We start from the raw sequence: 22,813 nt of genomic DNA, 5'->3' as shown, positions 1-22,813 counted from the left end.
CCTGCCCAACTAGCGGATCTCACGCTCCGGATAGGCGCAGATCAGCTGGTCGCACACCGCGTCCATCACCCGTCCGAGTGCGTCGAGGTCACCGGGCGCAACCAGGTCGATGAGCGACTGCCGGACGGTCTCGACGTGGCCGGGTGCGGCGAGGGTGAGCATGGCGGCGCCGGCGTCGGTGAGGCGGCAGTCGACGCCGCGGCCGTCCTCGGAGGACTCCTCGCGCTGGACGAGTCCGGCCCGCTCCATCCGCTTGACCGTGTGGGTCACGCGGCTGCGGCTGTGGGCGAGGGCGGCGGCGAGCTGGGCCATCCGGAGGCGGCCCTCGGACTCGGAGAGGCGGACGAGGATCTCGTACTCGACGGCGGACAGGCCGTGCTGGCGGCGCAGGTCCTCGTCGATCCGGTCGAGGAGGAGCGTGGTGCCGAGCAGGAAGGAGCGCCAGGTGCGCTGCTGGTCCTCGTCGAGCCACCGCGGCTCATCGCCGGCGGCGGCCGGGGAGGCGGCGGTCTCGTCAGTCATCCGCGTCAGTCTAGGGCTGGGCGAGGTCGTGCCGGAGGAGCACGCGCGGATGGCCGCTGAGCACGGACGTCGTGTCGGCGGCCCAGCGGAAGCCGGCCGCCTCGAAGTTCGCGCGCAGCCCGGCGTAGGCCATGGTCTGGTCGACCTTGGCGTCGCCGTTGTCGAGGGGGTAGGCCTCGAGCGCGGGGGCGCCGTTGTCGCGGGCGAAGGCGACGGCACCCTGGATGAGGGCGTGCGAGATGCCCTGGCCGCGGTGACCGGGCCGGACCCGGATGCACCACACCGACCAGACCGGCAGGTCGTCGACGCGGGGGATCTTCCGGTTGCGGGCGAAGGTGGTGTCGGCGCGCGGGGCGACGGCGGCCCAGCCGACGGGGACGTCGTCGCGGTAGGCGAGCACGCCGAGCGGTCCCTGCTCGAGGAGCTCGGCCACGAACCGGCCACGCTCCTGCCCGCGCATCGCGTTGTTGATCTTCGAGGGGATGCGGTAGCTCAGGCACCAGCAGACGCTGGCGTCGTCGCGCTTGGGGCCGACCAGCGCCCGGACGTCGTCGAAAACGACGGCGGGCCGTACCTCGATCTCCGTGCTCATGCACGGCAAGGTACGGCCCGCCACCGACAGGCTCAGGTACGGCGTCCGCTCAGGACAGCCGCTCCAGGATCATCGCCATGCCCTGGCCGCCACCGACGCACATGGTGATCAGGCCGGTGGACTTGTCGTGCCACTGCAGCGAGTTGAGCAGGGTGTTCTGCAGGCGGGCGCCGGTCATGCCGAAGGGGTGGCCCACGGCGATGGAGCCGCCGTTGACGTTGAGCTTCTCGATCGGGATGCCGAGGTCCTCGGCGGAGGGGAGGACCTGGGCGGCGAAGGCCTCGTTGATCTCGGCGAGGTCGATGTCGTCGATGGTCATGTTGGCGTGCTTGAGGGCGTTGCGGGTGGCCTCGACCGGGCCCAGGCCCATGATCTCAGGGGAGAGGCCGGAGACGCCGGTGGAGACGATCCGGGCGAGGGGAGTGAGGCCCAGCTCGGCAGCCTTCGTGTCGGACATGATGACGACCGCGGCCGCGCCGTCGTTGAGCGGGCAGCAGTTGCCTGCGGTGACGACGCCGTCGGGCCGGAAGACCGGCTGGAGCTGCGAGATGGCGTCGTAGGTGACGCCGGCGCGCGGGCCGTCGTCCGCGGAGACGACGGTGCCGTCGGCGAGGGTGACGGGGGTGATCTCGCGGGCCCAGAAGCCGTCGTTGATGGACTTCTCGGCGAGGTTCTGCGAGCGGACGGCGAAGTGGTCGAGGTCCTCGCGCTTGAGGCCGCGCATCCGGGCGACGTTCTCGGCGGTCTGGCCCATCGCGATGTAGATGTCGGGGAGCTGGCCGTCCTCGCGGGGGTCGTGCCAGTCCTTGCCGCCGGCGGCGTACTCCTCGGTGCGCTGCTGGGCGTCGGCGAAGAGGGGGTTCTTGGTGTTCGGGATGTGGTCCGAGGTGCCGAACTGGAAGCGCGAGACGGTCTCGACGCCGGCGGAGATGAAGACGTCGCCCTCGCCGGCCTTGATCGCGTGGAAGGCCATCCGGGAGGTCTGCACCGACGAGGAGCAGTACCGGGTGATGGTGGCGCCGGGGATCTCGTAGCCCATCAGGCTGGTGACGACGCGGGCCATGTTGTTGCCGGCCTCACCGCCGGGCAGGCCGCAGCCGAGCAGGAAGTCGTCGACGTCGTTGGGGTCGAGAGCGGGGATCTTGTCGAGCGCGGCCTTCGCGATGAACGCGGTCAGGTCGTCGGGCCGGAAGTCCTTGAGCGAGCCCTTGTTGGCACGGCCGATGGGCGTGCGGGCGGCTGAAACGATGACGGCCTCGGGCATGGAGACTCCTCGGTGCGGTGACAGGAAGAACCTGCACAGCGTAGTGCGGCCGGCCTGGAACAGGTTGCACTGGTGGCCGATCCCACATGGCGGTCCCTCCATGCGGATCCCACCCCCGGTCCGGGCCGCTCCCGTGGAAGCATGCAGGCGTGCGGCACCGCTACGACTGCCCCCTGCGCTGGGGAGACATCGACCAGCTCAACCACGTCAACAACGTGAAGTACGTCGACTACCTCCAGGAGGCGCGCAGCGCCCTGCTCCACGCCTGCCGCCAGGCCGCGGGGGTCGAGGCCCACCACGGCGACGCGTACGTCGTCGTCCGGCACGAGGTGACCTTCCGGGCGCCGCTGCGCTTCCGCTTCCAGTCGGTGGCGATCGAGTCGTGGGTGAGCGAGATCCGCACGGCGAGCTTCACGCTCGACCACGAGATCTTCCAGGAGGACGCCGACGGCACCCGGACCGTCTACGTCCGGGCGCGCACGGTGCTCGCGCCGTTCGTGCTCGAGACCGGCCTGCCGCGGCGGCTGGCCGAGCAGGAACGCGATGCGCTGCTGCCGTACGCCGCGCTCGGCGAGCGCTCGCGCCCGGTCAAGGTGGACGTGCCGCGCGAGCACGCCGCGCACTACCCGGTGCAGGTGCGCTTCTCGGACCTCGACATCTACCGCCACGTCAACAACGTGAAGTACTTCGAGTACTTCCAGGAGGCGCGGATCGCGTCGATCCGCCGGCTCCAGCAGGGCCTGCAGGGCTTCCCGCGGGTGGCGAGCGTGATCGCCCAGGCCGACGTGGAGTACCTCGCGCCGATCGTCCTGCGCCCCCAGCCCTACGACGCGTGGTCGGTGATCTCCCACGTCGGCACGAAGTCGATGGTGATCGAGTCCGAGATCACCGACGGCACCGGCGGCGCACCGGAGGGTGCGGTGCTGGCGCGCTCGAAGGTGGTGCTCGTGTTCTTCGACATCGAGACGCAGCGGTCGATGACGCCGCCGCCGGGCTTCCGCGAGGCGCTCCTCGACACGCTCGGCGAGCTGGTCAGCAGCCGCTGAAGTCGGGCTCGCGGCCCTCGGCGAAGGCGGCGAGCGCCTCGAGGTTCGCGGGGCCGCCCATCAGCTCGGCGAAGGCGGCGTTCTCCCGGTCCCGGGCCGCGCGGATGGCGGCGCGGTGCGGCTCGGTCATGGTCCGCTTGACCGCCACCAGCGAGGCGATGGGACGGCGCGCGAGCAGCTCGGCCTGAGCGCGGGCGGTGGGGAGCAGGTCCGCGGGTGCGCAGACCGTCCGGACCAGGCCCATCGCCCGGGCCTCGTCGGCGCTGATCCACTCGGCGGACAGCAGCACCCAGGCGGCGTCCTGGCGGCCGACCAGCGCCGGGAACAGGTACGACGACGCCGCCTCCGGCGCGACTCCGAGCGAGGTGAACGGGCACTTGAGCCGGGCCTCGGTGGACATCAGCCCGAGGTCGGCGAAGCCGAGGATCGTCGCTCCGATCCCGAGCCCGAGCCCGTTGACGGCGACGACGAGCGGCTTGGGGAAGTCGACGAGCGCGTCGACCAGGCCGATGAACCCGTGGGTGCCGCGGACGAAGTCCGGGTCGGTCGCCATCCGGTGCATCTCGAGGAGGTCGGTGCCGGCGCTGAACGCGCGCCCGGCGCCGGTGAGCAGGACGACCGCGACCCCGGGGTCGGCCGCCGCGGCGAGGAGCGCCTCGGCGGTGGCGTCGTAGAGCTCCTCGTTGAAGGCGTTGAGCGCCTCGGGGCGGTCGAGGGTCAGGGTGCGGACCCGGTTCTCGTCGGAGACCTGCAGCGTCATGGGTCCAGAATAGAACGTGTTCTAGGATTCGGGGTGGTCGAGCGCGCCGCGCAGCCGCTTGAGGCCGCGGTGCCGGGCCACCCGGACGGCGACCGCGGACATGCCGAGCGCCGCAGCGGTCGCGGCGACGTCGAGGTCGAGCACCTCGGTGCAGGCGATCACGTCGCGCTCGCGCGGGGGCAGCGCGGCCAGTGCCTCGCGGACCCACTCGTCGGCGAGCAGCCGCGGCTCCGGGCCCGGCAGGGTCACGGTCGCGTCGGCGCCGAGCGTCTCGAGGCCGCGGGCCCGGGTCGCGCCGCGCCGTGCGGCGTTGGCCGCGTGGTTGCGCGCGATCCCGAAGAGCCAGCCGCCGAAGTCGGACGAGGACCCGGTGAAGTCGGCGACCCGCTCGGCCGCGACCAGCCAGGCCGCCGCGGCCAGGTCGTCGGGCGCCTCGCCGCCGGGCTTGGCCCGGGACTCGAGCCAGAGCAGCAGCCGGCCCGCGTGCGCGCGATAGAGCTCGCGCCACGCAGCGGCGTCACCGCGCTTCGCCGCGGCGACCAGCTCGTCGTCGGCTCGCACCAGACGTGTCCCACCCCTATGGCCTGCACGCGCTCGGAGGTCGTCCCCGGAGCGTCGGCCTCATTGTCGCCTGCCCCGGGCCCTCCGGGCGACTCAACGGCCGATCGGGCGCTCCGTGCGCTCGTCGCGCTCGTCGCGCTCGGCGTGGCCCTTGCCCTTCGCCTTGCCCTTCGCCTTGCCCTCGGCCTTGCCGGGCGGGCGCTCGGGGTCGCGGCCCTGGCCCTTGCCGTTGCCCTTGCCGTTGCCCTGGCCCGGACCCTTGCCCTTCTCGTGGCCCTTGGCCTTGCCGTTCCCGTTGCCCTTGCCGTTGCCGTTGCCGTTGCCCTTGCCGTGCTGGCCCGGCCCGGTCGGCGTGCTCCCGGGCCGGTCGGTGCCGGGGTCGCTCGTCCGGTCGTCCGGCGACGACGACGAACCCGACGACGAGGAGCGGGGGATGCCCGGCAGCCCCGGGGACAGGGGGCTGCCGGGCGTGGATACGTCGGAGTGTGGGGTTCCGACGTCTCCGGGGCTCGGGGTTCCGGTGGGATCCACCTGGGTCGGGGCGTCGGCAGGGGAGAGTGGGATCTCCTTGCCGGTGGGGATGCCCGCGGCCCACGTGGCCGCCGCGATCACGGCCACGGAGGCCATGGCGACGACGAGGCGGAGACCGGATGACCGAGCCGTTCGTGGGGGTGCCGGGACCGAGGACGCGCTCAGGTGGGCGAGCATGCCGAGGAAGGCGGGATCGGGCTCCAGCGTCGGTACGTCGACGCGGAGCCGTTCCATCCGGCGATCGCTGCTCATGGCCTGCCTGTCGGTCGTGCTCGGGTGGGGCGCCCGGGCAGTCCCTCTCCGAGACGGGGACTGTCCTCACCGACTTCATGTAGCCGGGAGGTGCGGTTGTTACGTCCAGGGTAGAGAAAACCCGCGACCGCTCTCATAGCGGCTCCGGCGCGGCGGCACCGGCCGGCGCCGTGGTGCCGGCGGGATCGGCGGGATCGGCGTCGAACCGGCCGCGCAGCCGCTTGAGGCCGCGGTGGTGCGCCACGCGGACGGCGACCGGGCGCAGGCCGAGCGCGGCCGCGGTGGTGGGGACGTCCATGTCGAGCACCTCGCGGCAGGTGACCACGTCGCGCTCGCGCTCGGGCAGCGTGGCGAGCAGCCGGCGGGCCCAGTCGCCGTCGCAGGCGGCGGGCTCCGGGCCGGGATCGACGCCGGGCCCGGTGGCCGCGAGGAGGGCGGGGTCGCGCCGGGCGGCGCGGCGCCGGGCGTTGGCCAGGTGGTGCCGGGCGATCCCGAAGAGCCACGCCGCGAAGGCGTCGCTGTCGCCCTCGAAGCCGGCGATCTTCTCGGCGGCGACGAGCCAGGAGGCCGCGGCGATGTCCTCGGGCGTCTCGTCCCCGGTGCCGCGGGCGCGCAACCAGACGACCAGGCGCGTGGCGTGGGCTCGGTAGAGCTCGCGCCACGCCTCGGGGTCGCCGTGCTGGGCAGCGGCGACGACGTCGTCGGAGGTCACTGCGTCCGGGCCACCTGCGCTCCCTGCGGCTGGGGGGAGCGGCGTACGTCGCGGTCGCGGTCGCTGTCGGTGAGGTCGCCCTGCTGGTCGAGGTCACCCGGCTGGTCCTGGTCGCCGTCGCCGGGCACCGGCAGCGGCACCGGGAGGGGCGGGGCGGGCTTGCCCGGGTGCTGGTCGAGGGGACCCGGAGCATGGTCGAGTCCCGGCGGCAGCGGGGCCGTCGGGACCGGGGGAAGAGGGGGTGGGGGCAGCGTCGGGGGCGTGGGCAGCTCGATCAGCGGCGGCGGCCCGGATCCGGTGCCGGACGGCGCACTCGGGACCAGCGCGGGATCGGTGCCGGCGCCGGGGCTCGGGTCCGGCGCGGCCGGCTCCGTCTCACCCGCCGAGGCCGGGGCCGAGGGCGCTTCCTCGGCGGGTGACCCCGGATCGTCGGGCTGTGGGGTTCCGACGCGTCCGGGAGAGGGGTCGGCCGGCTGGTGCGTCACGTGCTCCTCGGGGCGGAACGGAGAATCCGTTCCGGGCAGGGCACCCGCAGCCCACGAGGTCGCACCGACGGCGATCGCACCCCCCAGCACCATCGCCCATCGCGCACCAGCCGACCGACTCGGTCGCGTAGCCGGTACGGCCGAGCCTCGGCTCAGCTCCACCAACTGCGCGAGCAGTGCCGGTTCCGGATCGGCCGGGCGCACGTCCGCGCGCAAGGTCTCGATCCAGTCCGGTCGGGTCATCTTCAGCTCTCAACAGCTCGGCCCGGCGACCGGAGCGCTCCGGTCACAGGACGAGGGGCCGGGAGAGGCCCCTCAACCACTACCTGTCGTGAGCGGCGCCGGGCGTTACATCGGCGCAGAAGTCTTTTTCCGGAAGGTGCTCAGCCGGGGGTGTTCACCATGAAGGTGGCGGCGTGGGTGACGTACTCCCAGAACCGGGCGTCCTGCTCCGGCGTCAGCGCGACGCTGTCGAGTCCGGCCCGGAAGTGGGTCAGCCAGCGGTCGCGGGCGTCGGCGTCGACGGCGAAGGGGGCGTGGCGCATCCGCAGCCGCGGGTGCCCGCGGTGCTCGGAGTACGTCGTCGGCCCGCCCCAGTACTGCACCAGGAAGTGCAGGAAGCGCTCCTCGGCCGGACCGAGGTCCTGCTCGGGGTACATCGGGCGGAGCACCTCGTCGGCCGCCACGCCCTCGTAGAACCTCGCCACGATCCGGCGGAAGGTCTCGAACCCGCCGATCTCGTCGTAGAAGCTCGTCTCGTCACTCACCGCTCCATCATCCCTCGTCGGTCGCGACGGCCGGAGCGGGCCCCTGGTCGCTGCTGTGGCGCCGGTCCTCGCGGTGCCACACGACGCGCTGGGCGAACGGGATCTCGATGCCCTCGTGGTCGAAGCGGGCCTTGATCCGCTGGCGCAGCGCGCGGGCGACGGCCCACTGCTCGAGCGGCGCGGTCTTGACCATCACCCGGATGGTCACCGAGTCGGGCGCCAGCATCTCGACGCCGGTCACCTCGGGCTCCTCGATGATCACGTGGTTGTACTCGTCGTCCTGCCACAGGTCGGTGGCGACCTCGCGCAGCACCCGCTGCACGCGGGCCAGGTCCTCGCCGTAGCCGACGCTCACGTCGACGACCGCGCGCGACCAGTTCTGGCTCTTGTTGCCGACCCGCACGATCTCGCCGTTGGGGACGTACCAGACGGTGCCGTTGATGTCGCGCAGCCGGGTCATCCGCAGGGTGACCACCTCGACGGTCCCGTTGGCCTCGCCGACGTCGACGACGTCGCCGACGCCGTACTGGTCCTCGATGAAGATGAAGATGCCGGCCAGGAAGTCCTTGACCAGCGACTGCGCGCCGAAGCCGAGCGCGATGCCGATGATGCCGGCGCTGGCGATGATCGGGGCGATGTCGACGCCGAGCTCGCTGAGCACCATCGTGCCGACGATCGCGACGATGACGAACGTGATGATGCTCTTGAGCAGCCCGGCCATGGTGGCCGCGCGCTGCTTGCGCCGGGCCGCGACGGCGTTCTCGACCCGCTCGGGCAGGACGCCGCGCTCGGCGCGCCGGGCGACCCGGTCGACGAGGCGGTGCAGCAGCCAGCGCGCCACCAGGCCCAGCAGGACCAGGCCGATGATGGCGAGCGGGACGCCGATCAGGACGTCGGACCACTCGGCCAGGCGGCGGTTCCCGGTCACGTCCCAGGTCAGGTCGCACACGGCCTCGCCCTCGGCACAGGGGCTGGTCGGAGCGGCGATCGACAGGGCGGAGAAGAGCATCCGGTCAGTGTCCCAAATGCGTGGTCGGCGTGCTGGGGTGACACCAGTCCTCCACGCGGGGCGCGGAGCCGATATCCTCACGCCTGTGACCAGCACTGCCGTACGTCGCCTCCTCGCCGCCTGCACCCTCGTCGGAGTGAGTGCCCTGCTCGTCGTCGGCGGTGCGGGTGCCGCCTCGGCCGACACCCCCGTGCCGCAGCCCGGCAGCTGGGAGCCCAAGCCGGACATCGACGTGCTCCACGCGTTCCTCGTCCTGGGCGGCATCCCGCTGCTGGTCTTCGTCGTCATCACGCTGCTGTACGTCGCCCCGGCGCTCGCCCGCGGCGAGAACCTCGGCGTCAACGCGCTCGAGCCCGAGAGCCAGTGGCTCGGCGGCCCCCGGAAGGCGGCCGGCGAGCTCGCCGAGCCGGACTCCGAGGACTCCAAGGCCGGCGGCGCCGGCGGCACCTGGTAGACCGCCGCCATGCCCACCACGGCCCTCAGCGCCGCCGAGCGCGCTGCGCTCGATGTCACCATCCGCACCGCCGAGCAGCGCTGCCGGGCCGAGATCTCGGTCTTCGTCGGAGCCGCCTCGGGCGACCCGCGCGACTTCGCGACCAGCCTGCACAACACGCTGGTGCTGCCGGCCCGCAGCATCCTGATCATGGTCGACCCCGACCGGCGCGTGGTCGAGATCGTCACCGGCGGGCACACCCGTCAGCTGCTCACCGACGACGAGTCGGCCCAGGCCGTCGCGGCGATGACCGAGCGGTTCGCGGCCGGCGACCTGTCCGGGGGCCTGACCCGCGGCATCGAGCTGCTGGGCGACCTGGCCAAGGACTGACGCCCCGAGCGACCCACGCACGGCAACGGCCCGGCACCCCGAGGGGTGCCGGGCCGTTCTGCGTGCGGCCTGCGGTCAGCGGGCCGCGTCGGTGGCCTGCGCGGCCAGGGCCCGGGCGACGTCGGCCCGGCCCTCGCGGACGTAGCGCAGCGCGCCGGGGTTGACGCTGTCGCCGGTGGCGGCGAGCCAGGCGTCGACGGCGTCGAGCGTGGCCTGGGTGGCGATCAGCCGCGGGAAGATGTGCTCCAGCGCGACCGAGGCCTTGTGCGAGCCGAGCCGCTCCCAGGCGCCGGCGACCTCGGCGAGGTAGCGCTCGACGTACGGCGTCAGGACGTCGGTCTGGCCGGACTGCCAGAACGCCAGGACGACGCTGCGCTGGGTCTCGTTGGGCACCGACGGGTCGAGGAGGGCCTGGGTCCAGGCGCGCTCCTTGGCCTCCGCGGTGGGCTGCGCGGCCCGCGCGGCGGCGGACTTCTCCTGGCCGGAGATGGTGTTGTCGCCGGCCAGCTCGGCGTCGATCCGGGCGTCGTCGGCGCGGCCGACGCGGGCGAGCTGGGTGAGCAGCGCCCAGCGCAGGTCCTGGTCGACGGCGAGGCCCTCGAAGACGAGCGAGCCGTCGAGGATCGCCTCGAGGTCGGCGACCGCCGCGTCGCTGGTGGCCGCCGCGGCGTAGGTGCGGGCGAACGTCAGCTGGTGGTCGGTGCCGGGCTCGGCGTCGGCGAGCAGCGCCCGCAGGCCCTGCTCCCACCGCGCCGCGAGCTCGTCCCGGTGCGCGGGATCGCTGTAGAGCGCGACGGCCTGCGCGGCGTAGACCGGGATCCGGCTGACGCCCCAGGCGTCGGTCTCGCTGCCGATGTTGCCGAGCACCAGCTCGACGAAGTCGGTCGCGGCGAGCTCGGCGTCGCGGGTCATGTCCCACGCGGCGCTCCAGACCAGGGCCCGCGCCAGCGAGTCGTCGAGGTCGGACAGGCGGGCGACGGCGGTGGCCTGCGAGCGCTCGTCGAGGCGGATCTTGGCGAAGGCGAGGTCCTGGTCGTTGAGCAGCAGCAGCTCGGGCTGGGCCTTGCCGACGAGCTCGGCGAGCTCGGTGCGGGCACCCTCGACGTCGACCTCGACGTAGTCGGTGCGGACCAGGCGGCCCTCGTCGGAGCTGTTGTAGAAGCCGATGCCGACCCGGTGCCGGCGCAGCGTCGGGTGCTCCTGCGGCGCGGTCTGGTTGACCGCGAACGAGGCGAAGGTGCCGTCGGCGGCCAGCTCGAACGTGGGGGAGAGGGTGTTGGTGCCCGCCGTCTGGAGCCACTCCTGGGCCCAGCCGGTGAGCTCGCGGCCCGACGCCTTCTCGAGCGCGGTCAGCAGGTCGGTGAACTCGGTGTTGCCGAACGCGTGGTCGTGGAAGTACTGCTTGAGCCCGGCCAGGAACGGGTCGAGGCCCACCCAGGCGACGAGCTGCTTGAGCACCGCCGCGCCCTTGGCGTAGGTGATCATGTCGAAGTTGACCTCGACCGCATGGAGGTCGACGTTGTCGGCCGCGATCGGGTGCGTCGAGGGCAGCGAGTCGGCGCGGTAGCCGGTCTGCTTGCGGGCGTTGGTGAAGCCGGTCCACGCGTCGTCGTAGGACGTCGCGAGCGCCTCGGCGTGGTAGCACGCCCACTCGGCGAACGACTCGTTGAGCCAGAGGTCGTCCCACCACTTCATGGTGACGAGGTCGCCGAACCACATGTGCGCCATCTCGTGGAGGATCACCGAGGCGCGGAACTCGTAGAACGAGCGCGGCTGGCGCGAGCGGGGGAGGTACTCGTCGCGCAGGGTCACCGCGCCGGCGTTCTCCATCGCGCCCATGTTGTACTCGGGCACGTAGAGCTGGTCGTACTTGCCGAACGGGTACGGGTAGCCGAACGCCTCCTCGAAGAAGGCGAAGCCCTGCTTGGTCAGGGTGACGATCTCGTCGCGGTCGCGCTCCAGGTACTCCTTGAGCGACTGGCGGCTGTAGTGGCCCAGCGGGATGGTGCCGTGCGCGCCCTCGTAGACGTCCTGGACCTCGTAGTAGTCGCCGGCGACGATCGCGGTGATGTAGGTCGACATCGGCTGGGTCGCCGGGAAGGCCCAGCGCGCGACGGCCTCGCCGCGCGCGTTGGTCGCGCCCGTCGGGACCGGCTCGGGGGTGGCCGCGTTGGAGACGACCTTCCAGTGCGCCGGGGCGGTCACGTTGAAGGTGAACCGGGTCTTCAGGTCGGGCTGCTCGAACGTGGTGAACACGCGGCGGGCGTCGGGGACCTCGAACTGCGAGTAGAGGTAGACGTTGCCGTCGGCCGGGTCGACGAAGTGGTGCAGGCCCTCGCCGGTGTGGGAGTAGGTGCAGTCGGCCTTGACCACGAGCACGTTCTCGGCCTGCAGACCGGGCAGCTCGATGCGGCTGTCGGCGTACGCCGTGGCCGGGTCGAGCGCGGTGCCGTTGAGGGTGATCTCGTGCACCGTCGCGCCCACCAGGTCGGCGAAGGTGGCCGATCCCGGCTGGCGACAGGTGAAGGTCAGCGTGGTGGTGGACCCGAAGGTCTCCACGCCCTCCTCGGTCGCGCGGGACAGGTCGAGGTCGATGACGGAGGAGGTCACGTCGACGAGGGCAGCGCGGGTAGCCGCCTCGTCGCGGGTGAGGTTGGTGCCGGGCATGGCACTCATCCTTGCACCCGCTCCGAGTTGTCAGACAATCGGGGACAAAAGGGCGAACTACAACGCTGTAATTCACTTTTGTCAACGCGACACGCCTGTGATTGCTGAGATTTCCGGGGTTTTTGTTGCGTTCTGGGGTGCTTGTGCCCGAAGGTGTTCGTCATGCGGTTGCGGGGACCTGGGCACAGATCGGTCGCGCGCTGGGGGACCGGAGTCCTGGCCAGCGCGCTCGTGGCGACCTTCGTGGTCCTCGCCGGACCGCCCGCGGAGCACACCGCGCGGGTGGCGCCGAGCGCCGGGACGACCTACCTGTGCGCCGGCTACGCGCCGTGCATCAAGGCCGGCTACTCCGACAGCGGCTACGGCGCGGTGAACGGCAAGATGTACTGGAACATGTACTCGGGCCACAACTGCACCAACTACGTGGCCTACCGGATGATCAAGGCCGGCGGGCCGGCCACCCGGCCGTGGTCCGGCGGGGGCAACGCCAGCGAGTGGGGCAAGTTCCTGTCGTCGATGACCGACCAGGTGCCCAACGTCGGCGCGGTCGCCTGGTGGGGTCGCTACTCCAACGGCAGCGGCTCGGCCGGCCACGTGGCCTACGTCGAGCGGGTCGTCTCCGCGACCGAGATCATCATCTCCGAGGACAGCTGGGGCGGCACCTTCCACTGGCGCTCGATCACCAAGTCGAGCGGGCGCTGGCCGACCGGCTTCATCCACATCGTCGACAAGAAGGTCGGCGCCACCGCGCGTCCCGTCGTCTCCGGCACGCCGAAGGTCGGCGTCGCGCTGAAGACCACCGCCGGCACCTGGTCCGGCTCGCCGACCGGCTACGCCTACCAGTGGCTCGCCGACGGCGCCGCGATCAGCGGGGCCACCGCGACGTCGTACACCCCGACGGCGGCGGTGCTCGGCAAGAAGATCAGCGTCCGGGTCACCGCCAGCAAGAAGGGCGCGACCAGCGGCGTGCAGGACTCGGTCGCCACCGCGGCCGTCGCCGAGGGCGCCTTCGCCCAGCGCGCCGCGCCCGTCGTCACCGGCACGCTCCTGCTCGACAACGTCGTCACCGCGACGGCGGGGACCTGGGCCCCGTCCCCGTCCACGACCGTGTGGCGCTGGTTCGCCAACGGCGTGCGGATCCCCGACAACACCACCGCCCGGCTGCCGCTGACCGCGGCCCTGGTCGGCAAGAAGATCAGCGTCAAGGTCGTCGCCAAGCAGGCGGGCTACGCCAACATGGTCTCGCCGGGCTACGACGTGGGCCAGGTGCTCGCGGGCGTCATCCAGCCGACCACGCCCGCGGCGGTCACCGGCCGCCCGGCCCTGGGCCAGGTGCTGACCGTGACCCCGGCGACGCTCACCCCGACCGGCACGACCGTCGGCTACCAGTGGGTGCGCGACGGGGTGCCGATCCCCGGCGCGACCGGGACGACGTACCGGCTGACCGCGGCCGACGTCGGCCGCCGGGTCACCGCCGAGATGACGGCGACCCGCCCCCAGTACCTGCCCTTCCACGTGATGCTCCCGGCCTCGACGCCGGTGACCTCGCCCGCGACCTTCCGGCTCAAGACCCGCTCCGAGCGCGGCCGCGCGATCGTGCGGGTGCGGGTGCTGGCCGCCGGGGTGAGCCCGGTGCCGGGTCAGGTGCTGATCAAGGTCGGGCGCTGGTCGCAGACGGTCAAGCTCGACGCGAAGGGTGTTGCCCGCGTGGTCGTGGCGCTGCCGAAGGGCGCCAAGGCGGTGCGCGTGCGCTACCTCGGCTCGACGGTGGTGCCGGCGGCGCGGACGACCGGGTCGGTCACGGTCCGCTGAGAACGTTCCTCTCCGCCCGGGAATGCCGGGGCGGGAGGTGAAGGTTGGAGAGGCATGGCTGACACTTCCGAGCGCAACCGCGCCGACGTCTGGTTCGACCCGCTGTGCCCCTTCGCCTGGATCACCTCGCGGTGGATTCTCGAGGTCGAGAAGGTGCGGCCGGTCGAGGTCGCCTGGCACGTCATGAGCCTGGCCTACCTCAACCAGGACAAGGACATCCCCGACGAGTACCGCCAGCTCCTCGCCCCGGCCTGGGGCCCGGTGCGCGTGCTCATCGCCGCGCAGGAGCGCTACGGCGACAAGGTGCTCCGCCCGATGTACGACGCCTTCGGCCAGCGCATCCACCTCGACGGCCGGCGCCTCGACCACGAGCCCGACGGCGGCCTCGGGCTGATCGCCGAGGTCCTCGAGGAGACCGGGCTCGACGCCGACCTGATCGCGGCCGCGAGCGACGCGTCGTACGACGAGAAGGTGGCGCGCTCGCACCACGAGGGCATGGACGCGGTCGGCAACGACGTCGGCACGCCGACGATCCACGTCAACGGCACGGCCTTCTTCGGCCCGGTGCTCACCAAGATCCCGCGCGGCGAGGACGCCGGGAAGCTGTGGGACGGCTGCGTGGCCGTCGCCGCCTTCCCCTACTTCTCCGAGCTCAAGCGGGCCCGCAACGGCGAGCTCGACTTCAGCTGATACCTCTGTGACTGGTGTGACGGGTGTGATTTAGCCCCGGCGATCGGCGACACGCGGACCGAGGACTCGCGCAGCGGGCTCCGATGACGCATGCTCGATGGTCATGAGCTTCTCGGACTCGTCCTTCCGTCGTCGTGACCTGGCCGGGCTGGCCGCCGCCGTGGCGGCCGTCCCGGTGGTCGCGCTCGCCACCGGCGCCGGCCCCGCGAGCGCGGCCGGCGCCGCCGCTCCGGTCACCGCCGGCCCCCGGGTGCGGCTGCGCGCCGAGGACGCCGACGACGTCGTCAGCGCCGTCGACATCCCGCTCGCGGTCGGCGCCGGCGGTCTGGCCCGGGCCGCCGGACCGGTCCGCACCGCCGCGCTCGACACCGACCGCTTCGCGATGCTCGGCGTCACCTGGCACGACGGCCGGGGCGCCGCGCAGGTCCGGGTCCGGGTCCGCGCCGTCGGAGGCGGCTGGGGTGCCTGGCGCCGGCTCTCCGAGCTGCACGACCGGCCCAACGCGGCCAGCGCCGAGGCCCGGGCCACGCCCTCGGCCACCGAGCCGCTCTGGGTCGGGCCGAGCGACGGCGTCCAGGTCGAGGTGGCCGGCGCGATGGTGCAGCCGGTGCTCACCCTCATCGACCCGGGCCGCCGCGCGGGCGACAGCACCCTCACCCCGGCCGTGGCCCCGGTCCGCGACGAGCCCGCCGTCGCGGGGCGCGCGGTGCCCAAGAAGAAGGCACCGAACCGCCAGCCCGCCTTCTACACCCGCGCCCAGTGGGGTGCCGACCCGCGCTGGGCGAGCGGCACGCCGGTGCAGGTGCGCACGATCAAGCAGGTGCACGTCCACCACACCGCGACCGCCAACGACTACGCCGCCGCCGACGTGCCGGCCATCCTGCGCGGGATCTACCGCTACCACACGAAGTCCCTCGGCTGGTCCGACGTGGGCTACAACTTCTTCGTCGACCGCTTCGGCCGGATCTGGGCCGGGCGGCGCCGTCCCAAGGGCCAGACCCAGGGCGCGCACACCCTCGGCTTCAACCACGTCTCGGTGGGCATCGCCGTCCTCGGCAACCACGACGCGGCGGCGCCCAGCGACGCCGTCATCGCCGGCGTCACCCGGGTCGCGGCCTGGAAGCTGGCCAAGTACCACCGCAACGCCGCGGGCACCATCCGGGTGACCTCGCGCGGCAGCGACAAGTACCGCAAGGGCCGCAAGGTCGTGCTCCCCGTGATCGACGGGCACCGCGACACCAACGACACCGCGTGCCCCGGTCGCTACCTGTACGCCGAGCTGCCGCGGATCCGCGCCCGGACCGCCCGCCGGATGCGCCGCTTCAACACCTAGGCGCGAACCCTAGGATTCAGGGCATGACGCACGTCCTCTCCGCTGTCGCCTGGCCCTACGCCAACGGTCCCCGCCACATCGGCCACGTGGCCGGCTTCGGCGTCCCGTCCGACGTGTTCAGCAGGTACCAGCGGATGGCGGGCAACGACGTCCTGATGGTGTCCGGCTCCGACGAGCACGGCACGCCGATCCTGATCGCCGCCGACGAGGCGGGGATGACCCCGCAGGAGCTCGCCGACAAGAACCACCGGCTCATCGTCGAGGACCTTGTCGCGCTGGGGGTCAGCTACGACCTCTACACCCGCACCACCACGCGCAACCACCACGCGGTCGTGCAGGAGCTCTTCCTCGGCGTCTACGAGAACGGCTACTTCGTCGAGCAGACGACCTACGGCGCGATCTCGCCGTCGACCGGACGCACGCTGCCCGACCGCTACATCGAGGGCACCTGCCCGATCTGCGGCTACGACGGCGCCCGCGGCGACCAGTGCGACAACTGCGGCAACCAGCTCGACCCGCACGACCTGATCGACCCGCGCTCCAAGATCAACGGCGAGAAGCCGGAGTTCATCGAGACCCAGCACTTCTTCCTCGACCTGCCGGCGCTGGCCGAGGCGCTCACCGAGTGGCTCGACGGGCGCGAGGCGACCGGCCTGTGGCGGCCCAACGTCATCCGGTTCTCCAAGAACATCCTCAAGGAGATCCGGCCGCGCGCGATGACCCGCGACATCGACTGGGGCATCGCCGTCCCGCTCGACGGCTGGCGCGAGAACCCCACGAAGAAGCTCTACGTCTGGTTCGACGCGGTGATCGGGTACCTGTCGGCGTCCATCGAGTGGGCCCGGCGCAGCGGCGACCCGGACGCCTGGCGCGCGTGGTGGAACGACCCCGAGGCGCTGTCCTACTACTTCATGGGCAAGGACAACATCACCTTCCACTCCCAGATCTGGCCGGCCGAGCTGCTCGCCTACGCCGGCAAGGGCGACAAGGGCGGCGCACCCCGCGAGTACGGCGTGCTCAACCTGCCGACCGAGGTCGTCTCCTCGGAGTTCCTCACGATGGAGGGCAAGAAGTTCTCCTCGTCGAAGAAGATCGTCATCTACGTGCACGACCTGCTCGCGCGCTACCAGCCCGACGCCTTCCGCTACTTCGTCGCCTCCGCGGGCCCCGAGAACCAGGACTCCGACTTCACCTGGGCCGAGTTCGTCCGGCGGACCAACGACGAGCTCGTGGCCGGCTGGGGCAACCTGGTCAACCGCACGGCGACGCTGATCGCCAAGAACTTCGGCGAGCTGCCGGCCGCGGGCCCGCTGGCGCCCGAGGACGAGGCCGTCCTGGCCGCCGTCGAGGAGGCCTTCGGCGTCGTCGGCGACCTGATCGGCAAGCACCGCCAGAAGCAGGCGATCGGCGAGGCGATGCGCGCCGTCGCCGAGGTCAACAAGTACGTCTCCGACTCCGAGCCGTGGAAGCTCAAGGACGAGGCGCAGCGCGAGCGGCTGGGCACGATCCTGCACGTCATGGCCCAGTGCGTCGCCGACCTCAACCTGGTGCTCAGCCCGTTCCTGCCGTTCTCGGCCAACGAGGTCGACAAGGCCCTCGGCGGCGCCGGAACGATCGCGCCGATGCCGCGCATCGACGAGGTCGCCGACCTCGACGACGCCGAGCGCGGCTACCCGATCATCACCGGCGACTACGACGGCTTCCCGGCCTGGCGCCGGGCGCCGATCGAGGTTGGCCGTGCGGTCGCCAAGCCGAGCCCGGTCTTCGTCAAGCTCGACCCGTCGGTGGTCGACGACGAGCTCGCCCGCCTGGGCGGCTGACCGGTCCGGTGGCCGTCACGCCCCTCGTCGACCTGAGCACGCGCAAGCTCTGGCGCGCGCTGGGCCGGCCGATCGACCCGGCGGGGGAGCACGCCTGGCTGCGGGCGCCGACGAGCACGTCGGCGGTGGTCCGCGACGGCTGGCTCGCCGCCGAGGCCGCGGTGCACGGCGGCACCGTCGACGAGACGACGTCCGGCGCGGGCCTGCTGGCCTCCCTCGACCTGCTCGACGGGCCGGGCTTCCGGGCGCGCGACGTCGCGCCGCAGGTACGCGACTTCTACGAGCACACCTCCGCCTGGGGCGTCGAGGTGTGGAGCGGCTGGTCGCCGTGGGCGTGGCCGGGCGGCGAGCTGATCTCGCGCTTCTTCGGCAAGCGGGTGGAGCAGCTCGCGCTCCCGATGCGCCCGCTCGACGTGGCCCAGGGGATGGACAGCCGGGTGTCGGTGATCCGCGACGCCGCCGGCCGGCAGGTGGCGGCCGGCTGGCTGCGCACCCTGCGCGCGACGGGGGACTACGTCTTCAGCGGGTGCTACTCGGCACGACGGCTGCCCGGCGCCGCCCGGGCGTCGGTGCACGTGGCCTTCCCCCTCGAGTCCGGCAACCTCCAGGTCTTCCTGCGCCCCGAGGTGCTGCCCGACGGCTCGTTCCGGCTGGTCTCGCCGTCCGGCCGGTTCGGTGCCGACGGCGCCTACGTGGTCGCCGACGACGGCGGGCGCACCCATGCCGCCCGGGTGCCCGTGCACGAGAGCTTCCACCTCTACGTCGACGACCGCGGGGTGCTGCGCACCGACCACGTGCTGCGGCTGTGGGGCGCGACGGCGATGCGGCTGCACTACAAGCTGGAGCCGGCGCGGTGAGCCGGCGTGGCGTCGTCGCGGTCCTTGTGGCGACGGTGCTCGTCGTGGCCGCGGTCGCGGTGGTCCTGGTGGTCCGGGCGCGCTCGTCGGCGAGCGACGGCGCGGCCCGGGTCGCCCAGCAGTACGTCGACCTGGTCGCCTCGGGCGAGGCCGAACAGCTCGCCGAGCTGGCCCGGCTGACGTCCGAGCCGACGCCGGCCCTGGCCGACGCGGCCCCGCTCCTCGCGACCGCCGACGAGCGGATCGAGGTGGTCGGGCTCGGCGAACCCGAGGTCACCGGGACCGACCGGGCCGAGGTCGCCGTGCGCTACCGGCTCGCGGGTGAGGAGCACACCTGGACGCTGCGGCTCGGCCGCGACGACGACGGCTGGCGGGTGGCCGCGCCGATGACCGGTGCGATCGCCTGGGACGAGCCGGCGCTGCGCAACGCCGACAGCGAGATCCGGCTCGGCGGCGTCGTGGTCGAGCGCCGGCCGCGGTTCATCGGCGAGGGCGACGACGTGCAGCCGCTCTACCCGGCCGGCTACGCGGCCGAGAAGCGGGTGGCGCCGTACTTCGCCGCGGCGCCCGTTCCGGTCGTCGTGCTGCCGGGGGAGCCGACGCCCCAGCCGGAGCTCGTGCTGCGCGCGAACGACGCCGCGCGCCAGGTCCTCGCCGCGGACCTGGCCGCCCAGGCCGACACGTGCGGTACCGCGGAGGCCTTCGGGAGGTGCCCGTTCTACGACATCGTCGCCACCCCGCTCGCCGGTGGCGATCCCACCGCGCCCGGCTGGTGGAAGGGCTTCGCGGGCCGGCCGACGCTGACCGTCGACGCGGCGCTCGACGGCGTCGCGATCGAGGGTGCGATCCGCTACGCCACGCCCGGCGGCGTGCGGACCCTGCGGTTCACCGGGGATGCTCAGATCGGGTTCGACCGAGTCGCCCGGACGCCGACGCTGAGCGGCCTCGAGGTCCAGGCCGTCGGCTGAAACCGGGTTGAGCGACCCCCGGCGCGGACGCCACGATGAGCCATGCCCACCGAGTACGACGTCTGGTTCACCGACGATCCCCGCGAGTTCCTGGCCGTCGCCGGTGAGGTGCTCGCCGAGGAGCCGGTGACCGGCACCGTGGTCGCCACGATCGCCGCCCGGTTCGCCGAGCACGGCGCTCCGGAGGGGATCCCGCACGCCTGGTTCGCGGTCGTGCGCGACGACGCCGGCGCGATCGCGGGGCTGGCGATGCGGACGGCACCGTTCGCGCCGTACCCGGTCTACCTGCTGGCGATGCCCGACGACGCCGTCCGGGCGCTCGCCTCCGCGGTGCTCGCGCGGGGCGAGGAGGTGCGCGGCGCGACCGGGCTCCGGCCCGCGGCCGACGTCTTCCTGGCGGCGGTCGCCGAGGCCACCGGTGGCACCGTCGAGGTGCACCTGCACCACCGGCTCTTCGAGCTCGGCACGCTGGTCGAGCCGCGCCCGGTGCCCGGCCGGCTGCGGCCGGTCCGGGCCGGCGAGGCGGACCTCGCGCTCACCTGGGTCCACCAGTTCTTCGTCGACGCCGACGAGCAGGCGGGCCGCACCGGCGGGCACTCCGCCGAGGCGAGCGCGTTCGGGCTGCACGACATCGAGCGCAAGCTCGACGAGGGCGTGCTCTGGTTCTGGGTCGACCCCGACGACCGGCCGGTGCACCTGACCGGCGCCAACCCGCCCGCGTACGGCGTCGGGCGGATCGGCCCCGTGTTCACCCCCGCCGCCGAGCGCGGCCGCGGCTGGGCCGCCGCCGCGGTCGCCGAGGTGTCCCGGCTGCTGCGCGCACGCGGCGAGCGGGTCACGCTGTTCACCGACCAGGCGAACCCGACGTCCAACGCGCTCTACCAGGCGCTGGGCTACCGCGCGGTGGCCGACACGGTGCAGCTGGTCCTCGGCTGACTCACCACGTCCAGTGGACGCCCACCGTGCCCGGCCCGAAGCCGCGCACCGCGTGGTGGACGCCGGTCACCGCGCTCAGGTCGATGCCCACCTCGGTCGCCGTGCCCCCGAGCTCGGCACTGCGCAGCGTGCACGCGGCCGGCACCCGGGCGCGGTCGAAGCGGACCCACAGCTCGATCTCGCTGATCCGGCGCGGAGGACTCAGCACGAACTCGGTGTCCGCGCGCTCGTCCCCCCGGGCCACCTCGAAGGTCGCCTCCACGACGGTCGCCTCGCCGCTGGCGAGGGGGCGCTCGAGCAGCACCTCCTGCACCACGAGGCCGGCGTCGAGGTCGTCGACGCGGCGGGCGGGGACGGCGCCGCGCAGGTCGGCGAGGCGGAGCGGCTCGGGCACCTGCCGGTCGACCAGGAACCACAGCGGGATCCGGTCCACGCTCTCGGCGAGCGCCCGGATGCGCAGGCGTGAGCGGATCGCCCCGAAGCACCCGCGCTCGTCGAGGTCGACCGTGAACGACGCCGCCTCGTCGAGGGCGCGCGACGGCGCGTCGGCGAGGCCGAGGTCGTCGAGGGCCCGGGCGAGGGCGTCGGTCCCGCTGCTGTCCACGATCTCGCCGACGTGCGCCGTCCGCGCCCGGACGCCGGAGCGGCGGGAGGGGCCGATCCGGTCGCCGAGCGCTCCCGGTGCCAGCTCGAGGAGCTCCTCGATCACGGCGATCGCCTCGTGCGAGGCCGCGCCCTCGGGCCGCCGCTCGCCGGAGCGCCAGTAGCTCAGCGCGGACAGGCTGACCTCGATGCCGCGGGCACGCAGCCGCTCGCGCAGCCAGGTCAGCGAGCGGCCCTGGTCGCGCAGGGCCGCGGCGAGCACGTCGGCCATCTCGGCGCCGGGGGCCACGCGGGCCCGCGGCCGGTGGGACGTCATGCGACCCATCCCATCACGTGTGCCGCGGCTCTCCCGGCTTCACGGTTCTCGTCCCACGGTGTGTGGAGACACCCCCTCTAGCGTCGGTGGGGACGTGTCCGGGAGCGGAGGAGGGTGCAGTGCGCAGGAGCGTGGGAGCAGTGGCGGCCGGGGTGCTGCTGGTGGGTGTGCTTTCCGGGGCGGACCCGGCGGGCGCGGACGAGACGGACGCGGGGACGCCGGCCGAGCGGGCCGCGCAGGCACCGCGCATCGCGACCTACCCCGTGCCGACGTCCGGCGCCGGCCTGGACTCGATCGTGCGGGGCCCCGACGGCAACCTCTGGGTGACGGAGTCGAAGGGCTGGAAGCTCGCCCGGGTCACGTCCCGCGGCGTGATCACGGAGTTCCCGCTCCCGGTCACCAGCGGCGGCAGCGGACCCACGGAGCTCGCCTCCGGGGCCGACGGCTACCTGTGGTTCCTCACCGACAGCGGCGCCAGGATCCAGCGTGCGACGTCGTCCGGCGCGGTGGAGAGCATCGGGACCAACGACAGCGGCCGGATCTTCGACGAGCTCGTCGCCGGCCGGGGCCGCGGTGTGTGGCTCACCGAGACCGGCGGCGCAGGCGGCGACCGGGTCTACCGGCTGCTGGGCAAGAAGCCGGACGGCAGCGGGCTCGAGGGCTGGAGCAGCATCGGGTCCTACCTCTCGCCGTCCCCGATGGCCGTCGCGCCCGACGGCGCCCTGTGGCACGCCGACGCGGGCGGCTACCTGCGACGCATCGACGAGGCGGGCAACGCCGTGACCTACCCGGCGCGCTGGCCGGACTCCTCGGTCGACACGTTCTCGCTGGCGTTCGCCCGCGACGGCGGCCTGTGGGGGACCGGATTCACCCCCGGCTCGGTCGCCACCTATCCCGAGGGCGGCATGGTCGGCCGGTTCTCCGGCGGGAGGTTCCGGGCGACGTCGCTGCCCGACCTGGCCCGCAACGTGGACCCGGTGCCGGGCTCGATGACGCTCGGCCCCGACGGCGCGCTGTGGTGGGCCGAGGACGGCGCGATCGGCCGGATCACCACCGCCGGCGTGGTCTCCCGGGTCCGGATCGCTCCGTGGCAGCCGCGCGACCTCGCCTTCGGTCCCGACGGCCGCCTCTGGTTCGTCGACCGGAACGCCAACCGGGTCGGCGCCATCACGATCAGCAGCAGCCTCTTCCCGCCGCGCACGGTCGCCCGGTCGGTCAGGCTCACCGGCGCCGGCAAGCGGGTGAAGGGCCGGGTCACCTCGTCGGTCGCGTCCTGCCGGCCGGGCCGGGTCGTCGCCTTCCAGAAGAAGGGCCGCAAGGCGCGCAAGATCGGGGCCGGACGGGCCGACGCCGCCGGCAAGTTCGGCTTCGGGGTGCGCAAGCGCGGGGGCGGCAAGGTCTACGTCGTCGTGAAGGCGTCGTCGCCGTCGAGCTCGGTGCGCTGCTCGGCCGCCCGCTCCCGGGCGCGCTGACGGCGCCGGCCGGGC

The 22,813-nt window shown here is 73.2% G+C and carries 23 protein-coding genes; 11 read left to right on the top strand and 12 right to left on the bottom strand.

The genetic code is table 11. From position 1 onward, the window contains the following. Window positions 1-9: 9 nt before the first annotated feature. From BM223_RS11635 to BM223_RS11625, 3 genes are read right to left on the bottom strand one after another with little or no spacing between them, the layout of a single operon-like run. Window positions 10-522 carry a MarR family winged helix-turn-helix transcriptional regulator gene (locus BM223_RS11635; protein WP_038677735.1) on the bottom strand — a complete coding sequence of 171 codons (513 nt, stop codon included), beginning with the start codon at window positions 520-522 and terminating at the stop codon, window positions 10-12. Between the two features lie 10 nt (window positions 523-532). Then, on the bottom strand, window positions 533-1,114 hold the full coding sequence (locus BM223_RS11630; RefSeq protein ID WP_038677737.1) for a GNAT family N-acetyltransferase: 582 nt from the start codon (window positions 1,112-1,114) through the stop codon (window positions 533-535). A 49-nt stretch (window positions 1,115-1,163) separates the two neighbouring features. Next, window positions 1,164-2,378: an acetyl-CoA C-acetyltransferase gene (locus BM223_RS11625; protein ID WP_038677739.1), complete on the bottom strand. Its 1,215-nt coding sequence runs from the start codon at window positions 2,376-2,378 to the stop codon at window positions 1,164-1,166. Between the two features lie 149 nt (window positions 2,379-2,527). On the opposite strand from BM223_RS11625, the gene BM223_RS11620 reads away from it, so the two are divergent. Further along, window positions 2,528-3,424 carry an acyl-CoA thioesterase gene (locus BM223_RS11620; protein ID WP_052138371.1) on the top strand — a complete coding sequence of 299 codons (897 nt, stop codon included), beginning with the start codon at window positions 2,528-2,530 and terminating at the stop codon, window positions 3,422-3,424. On the opposite strand, the gene BM223_RS11615 is transcribed toward BM223_RS11620, so the two are convergent. The 7 genes from BM223_RS11615 to BM223_RS11590 all read right to left on the bottom strand — a co-directional run bounded on the left by BM223_RS11615 (window position 3,411) and on the right by BM223_RS11590 (window position 8,501). Continuing rightward, complete coding sequence (locus BM223_RS11615) at window positions 3,411-4,184, bottom strand: enoyl-CoA hydratase/isomerase family protein (RefSeq protein ID WP_038677741.1); 774 nt, start codon at window positions 4,182-4,184, stop codon at window positions 3,411-3,413. The genes BM223_RS11620 and BM223_RS11615 overlap by 14 nt on opposite strands. Before the next feature lie 21 nt (window positions 4,185-4,205). Beyond that, on the bottom strand, window positions 4,206-4,745 hold the full coding sequence (locus BM223_RS11610) for an RNA polymerase sigma factor (RefSeq protein ID WP_052138372.1): 540 nt from the start codon (window positions 4,743-4,745) through the stop codon (window positions 4,206-4,208). A gap of 93 nt (window positions 4,746-4,838) precedes the next feature. After that, window positions 4,839-5,528, bottom strand: coding sequence for a hypothetical protein (locus BM223_RS28935; protein WP_158510186.1), 690 nt, complete (start codon window positions 5,526-5,528; stop codon window positions 4,839-4,841). Between the two features lie 133 nt (window positions 5,529-5,661). Then, window positions 5,662-6,240 carry an RNA polymerase sigma factor gene (locus BM223_RS11600; RefSeq protein ID WP_052138374.1) on the bottom strand — a complete coding sequence of 193 codons (579 nt, stop codon included), beginning with the start codon at window positions 6,238-6,240 and terminating at the stop codon, window positions 5,662-5,664. Continuing rightward, the gene (locus tag BM223_RS28350; protein ID WP_038677743.1) at window positions 6,237-6,725 is read right to left on the bottom strand and encodes a hypothetical protein; all 489 of its coding nucleotides are present in this window, start codon (window positions 6,723-6,725) and stop codon (window positions 6,237-6,239) included. The genes BM223_RS11600 and BM223_RS28350 overlap by 4 nt, the downstream gene beginning before the upstream one ends. Before the next feature lie 383 nt (window positions 6,726-7,108). Then, the gene (locus BM223_RS11595; protein WP_038677745.1) at window positions 7,109-7,492 is read right to left on the bottom strand and encodes a globin; all 384 of its coding nucleotides are present in this window, start codon (window positions 7,490-7,492) and stop codon (window positions 7,109-7,111) included. 7 nt (window positions 7,493-7,499) lie between these two features. Beyond that, window positions 7,500-8,501 carry a mechanosensitive ion channel family protein gene (locus BM223_RS11590; protein ID WP_075018564.1) on the bottom strand — a complete coding sequence of 334 codons (1,002 nt, stop codon included), beginning with the start codon at window positions 8,499-8,501 and terminating at the stop codon, window positions 7,500-7,502. A gap of 85 nt (window positions 8,502-8,586) precedes the next feature. Here BM223_RS11590 and BM223_RS11585 point away from each other — a divergent pair, with 85 nt between their 5' ends. Together BM223_RS11585 and BM223_RS11580 are read left to right on the top strand one after the other, a co-directional pair. Further along, a complete protein-coding gene (locus tag BM223_RS11585; RefSeq protein WP_038677746.1) occupies window positions 8,587-8,955 on the top strand; it encodes a hypothetical protein in 369 nt (122 codons plus the stop codon). Between the two features lie 9 nt (window positions 8,956-8,964). Further along, window positions 8,965-9,324, top strand: a complete 360-nt coding sequence (locus BM223_RS11580) for a TPM domain-containing protein (RefSeq protein WP_038677748.1) — start codon at window positions 8,965-8,967, stop codon at window positions 9,322-9,324. 75 nt (window positions 9,325-9,399) lie between these two features. Here the strand turns inward: BM223_RS11580 and pepN are convergent, their stop codons facing one another. Beyond that, entirely contained in the window at window positions 9,400-11,991 is a 2,592-nt protein-coding gene (gene pepN / locus BM223_RS11575; protein ID WP_038677751.1) for an aminopeptidase N, read from the bottom strand. A gap of 162 nt (window positions 11,992-12,153) precedes the next feature. Here pepN and BM223_RS11570 point away from each other — a divergent pair, with 162 nt between their 5' ends. The 7 genes from BM223_RS11570 (at window position 12,154) to BM223_RS11540 (ending at window position 20,407) form a co-directional block, all read left to right on the top strand. Then, window positions 12,154-13,803, top strand: a complete 1,650-nt coding sequence (locus BM223_RS11570; protein WP_082003593.1) for a CHAP domain-containing protein — start codon at window positions 12,154-12,156, stop codon at window positions 13,801-13,803. Between the two features lie 54 nt (window positions 13,804-13,857). Then, window positions 13,858-14,493 (top strand): mycothiol-dependent nitroreductase Rv2466c family protein, encoded by a 636-nt coding sequence (locus BM223_RS11565; RefSeq protein ID WP_038677755.1) that lies wholly within the window; start codon window positions 13,858-13,860, stop codon window positions 14,491-14,493. A gap of 103 nt (window positions 14,494-14,596) precedes the next feature. Continuing rightward, complete coding sequence (locus BM223_RS11560; protein ID WP_141267192.1) at window positions 14,597-15,826, top strand: N-acetylmuramoyl-L-alanine amidase; 1,230 nt, start codon at window positions 14,597-14,599, stop codon at window positions 15,824-15,826. A 23-nt stretch (window positions 15,827-15,849) separates the two neighbouring features. After that, window positions 15,850-17,646, top strand: coding sequence for a methionine--tRNA ligase (gene metG / locus BM223_RS11555; protein WP_038677757.1), 1,797 nt, complete (start codon window positions 15,850-15,852; stop codon window positions 17,644-17,646). Between the two features lie 8 nt (window positions 17,647-17,654). After that, the gene (locus BM223_RS11550) at window positions 17,655-18,503 is read left to right on the top strand and encodes a hypothetical protein (RefSeq protein ID WP_038677759.1); all 849 of its coding nucleotides are present in this window, start codon (window positions 17,655-17,657) and stop codon (window positions 18,501-18,503) included. After that, entirely contained in the window at window positions 18,500-19,471 is a 972-nt protein-coding gene (locus BM223_RS11545) for a hypothetical protein (RefSeq protein WP_038677761.1), read from the top strand. Before BM223_RS11550 ends, BM223_RS11545 begins: the two co-directional genes overlap by 4 nt. A 42-nt stretch (window positions 19,472-19,513) precedes the next feature. Then, window positions 19,514-20,407: a GNAT family N-acetyltransferase gene (locus tag BM223_RS11540; protein ID WP_038677763.1), complete on the top strand. Its 894-nt coding sequence runs from the start codon at window positions 19,514-19,516 to the stop codon at window positions 20,405-20,407. A gap of 1 nt (window position 20,408) precedes the next feature. Here the strand turns inward: BM223_RS11540 and BM223_RS11535 are convergent, their stop codons facing one another. Beyond that, the gene (locus BM223_RS11535; RefSeq protein WP_075018563.1) at window positions 20,409-21,326 is read right to left on the bottom strand and encodes a serine/threonine-protein kinase; all 918 of its coding nucleotides are present in this window, start codon (window positions 21,324-21,326) and stop codon (window positions 20,409-20,411) included. Window positions 21,327-21,445: 119 nt separating this feature from the next. Here BM223_RS11535 and BM223_RS11530 point away from each other — a divergent pair, with 119 nt between their 5' ends. Then, window positions 21,446-22,798, top strand: coding sequence for a Vgb family protein (locus tag BM223_RS11530; protein WP_141267193.1), 1,353 nt, complete (start codon window positions 21,446-21,448; stop codon window positions 22,796-22,798). The last annotated feature ends 15 nt before the right edge of the window (window positions 22,799-22,813 follow it).

The sequence above is a fragment of the Pimelobacter simplex genome, from assembly GCF_900114845.1.
Taxonomy (GTDB): domain Bacteria; phylum Actinomycetota; class Actinomycetes; order Propionibacteriales; family Nocardioidaceae; genus Nocardioides; species Nocardioides simplex.
This window is presented reverse-complemented; position numbering and strand designations above follow the sequence as displayed.

Coding starts and splice junctions, on each gene's coding strand:
- BM223_RS11635 (WP_038677735.1), bottom strand. CDS start 522: ATGACTGACGAGACCGCCGCCTCCCCGGCCGCCGCCGGCGATGAGCCG.
- BM223_RS11630 (WP_038677737.1), bottom strand. CDS start 1,114: ATGAGCACGGAGATCGAGGTACGGCCCGCCGTCGTTTTCGACGACGTC.
- BM223_RS11625 (WP_038677739.1), bottom strand. CDS start 2,378: ATGCCCGAGGCCGTCATCGTTTCAGCCGCCCGCACGCCCATCGGCCGT.
- BM223_RS11615 (WP_038677741.1), bottom strand. CDS start 4,184: ATGACGCTGCAGGTCTCCGACGAGAACCGGGTCCGCACCCTGACCCTC.
- BM223_RS28935 (WP_158510186.1), bottom strand. CDS start 5,528: ATGAGCAGCGATCGCCGGATGGAACGGCTCCGCGTCGACGTACCGACG.
- BM223_RS11590 (WP_075018564.1), bottom strand. CDS start 8,501: ATGCTCTTCTCCGCCCTGTCGATCGCCGCTCCGACCAGCCCCTGTGCC.
- BM223_RS11580 (WP_038677748.1), top strand. CDS start 8,965: ATGCCCACCACGGCCCTCAGCGCCGCCGAGCGCGCTGCGCTCGATGTC.
- pepN (WP_038677751.1), bottom strand. CDS start 11,991: ATGCCCGGCACCAACCTCACCCGCGACGAGGCGGCTACCCGCGCTGCC.
- BM223_RS11570 (WP_082003593.1), top strand. CDS start 12,154: ATGCGGTTGCGGGGACCTGGGCACAGATCGGTCGCGCGCTGGGGGACC.
- BM223_RS11565 (WP_038677755.1), top strand. CDS start 13,858: ATGGCTGACACTTCCGAGCGCAACCGCGCCGACGTCTGGTTCGACCCG.
- BM223_RS11560 (WP_141267192.1), top strand. CDS start 14,597: ATGAGCTTCTCGGACTCGTCCTTCCGTCGTCGTGACCTGGCCGGGCTG.
- metG (WP_038677757.1), top strand. CDS start 15,850: ATGACGCACGTCCTCTCCGCTGTCGCCTGGCCCTACGCCAACGGTCCC.
- BM223_RS11540 (WP_038677763.1), top strand. CDS start 19,514: ATGCCCACCGAGTACGACGTCTGGTTCACCGACGATCCCCGCGAGTTC.
- BM223_RS11535 (WP_075018563.1), bottom strand. CDS start 21,326: ATGACGTCCCACCGGCCGCGGGCCCGCGTGGCCCCCGGCGCCGAGATG.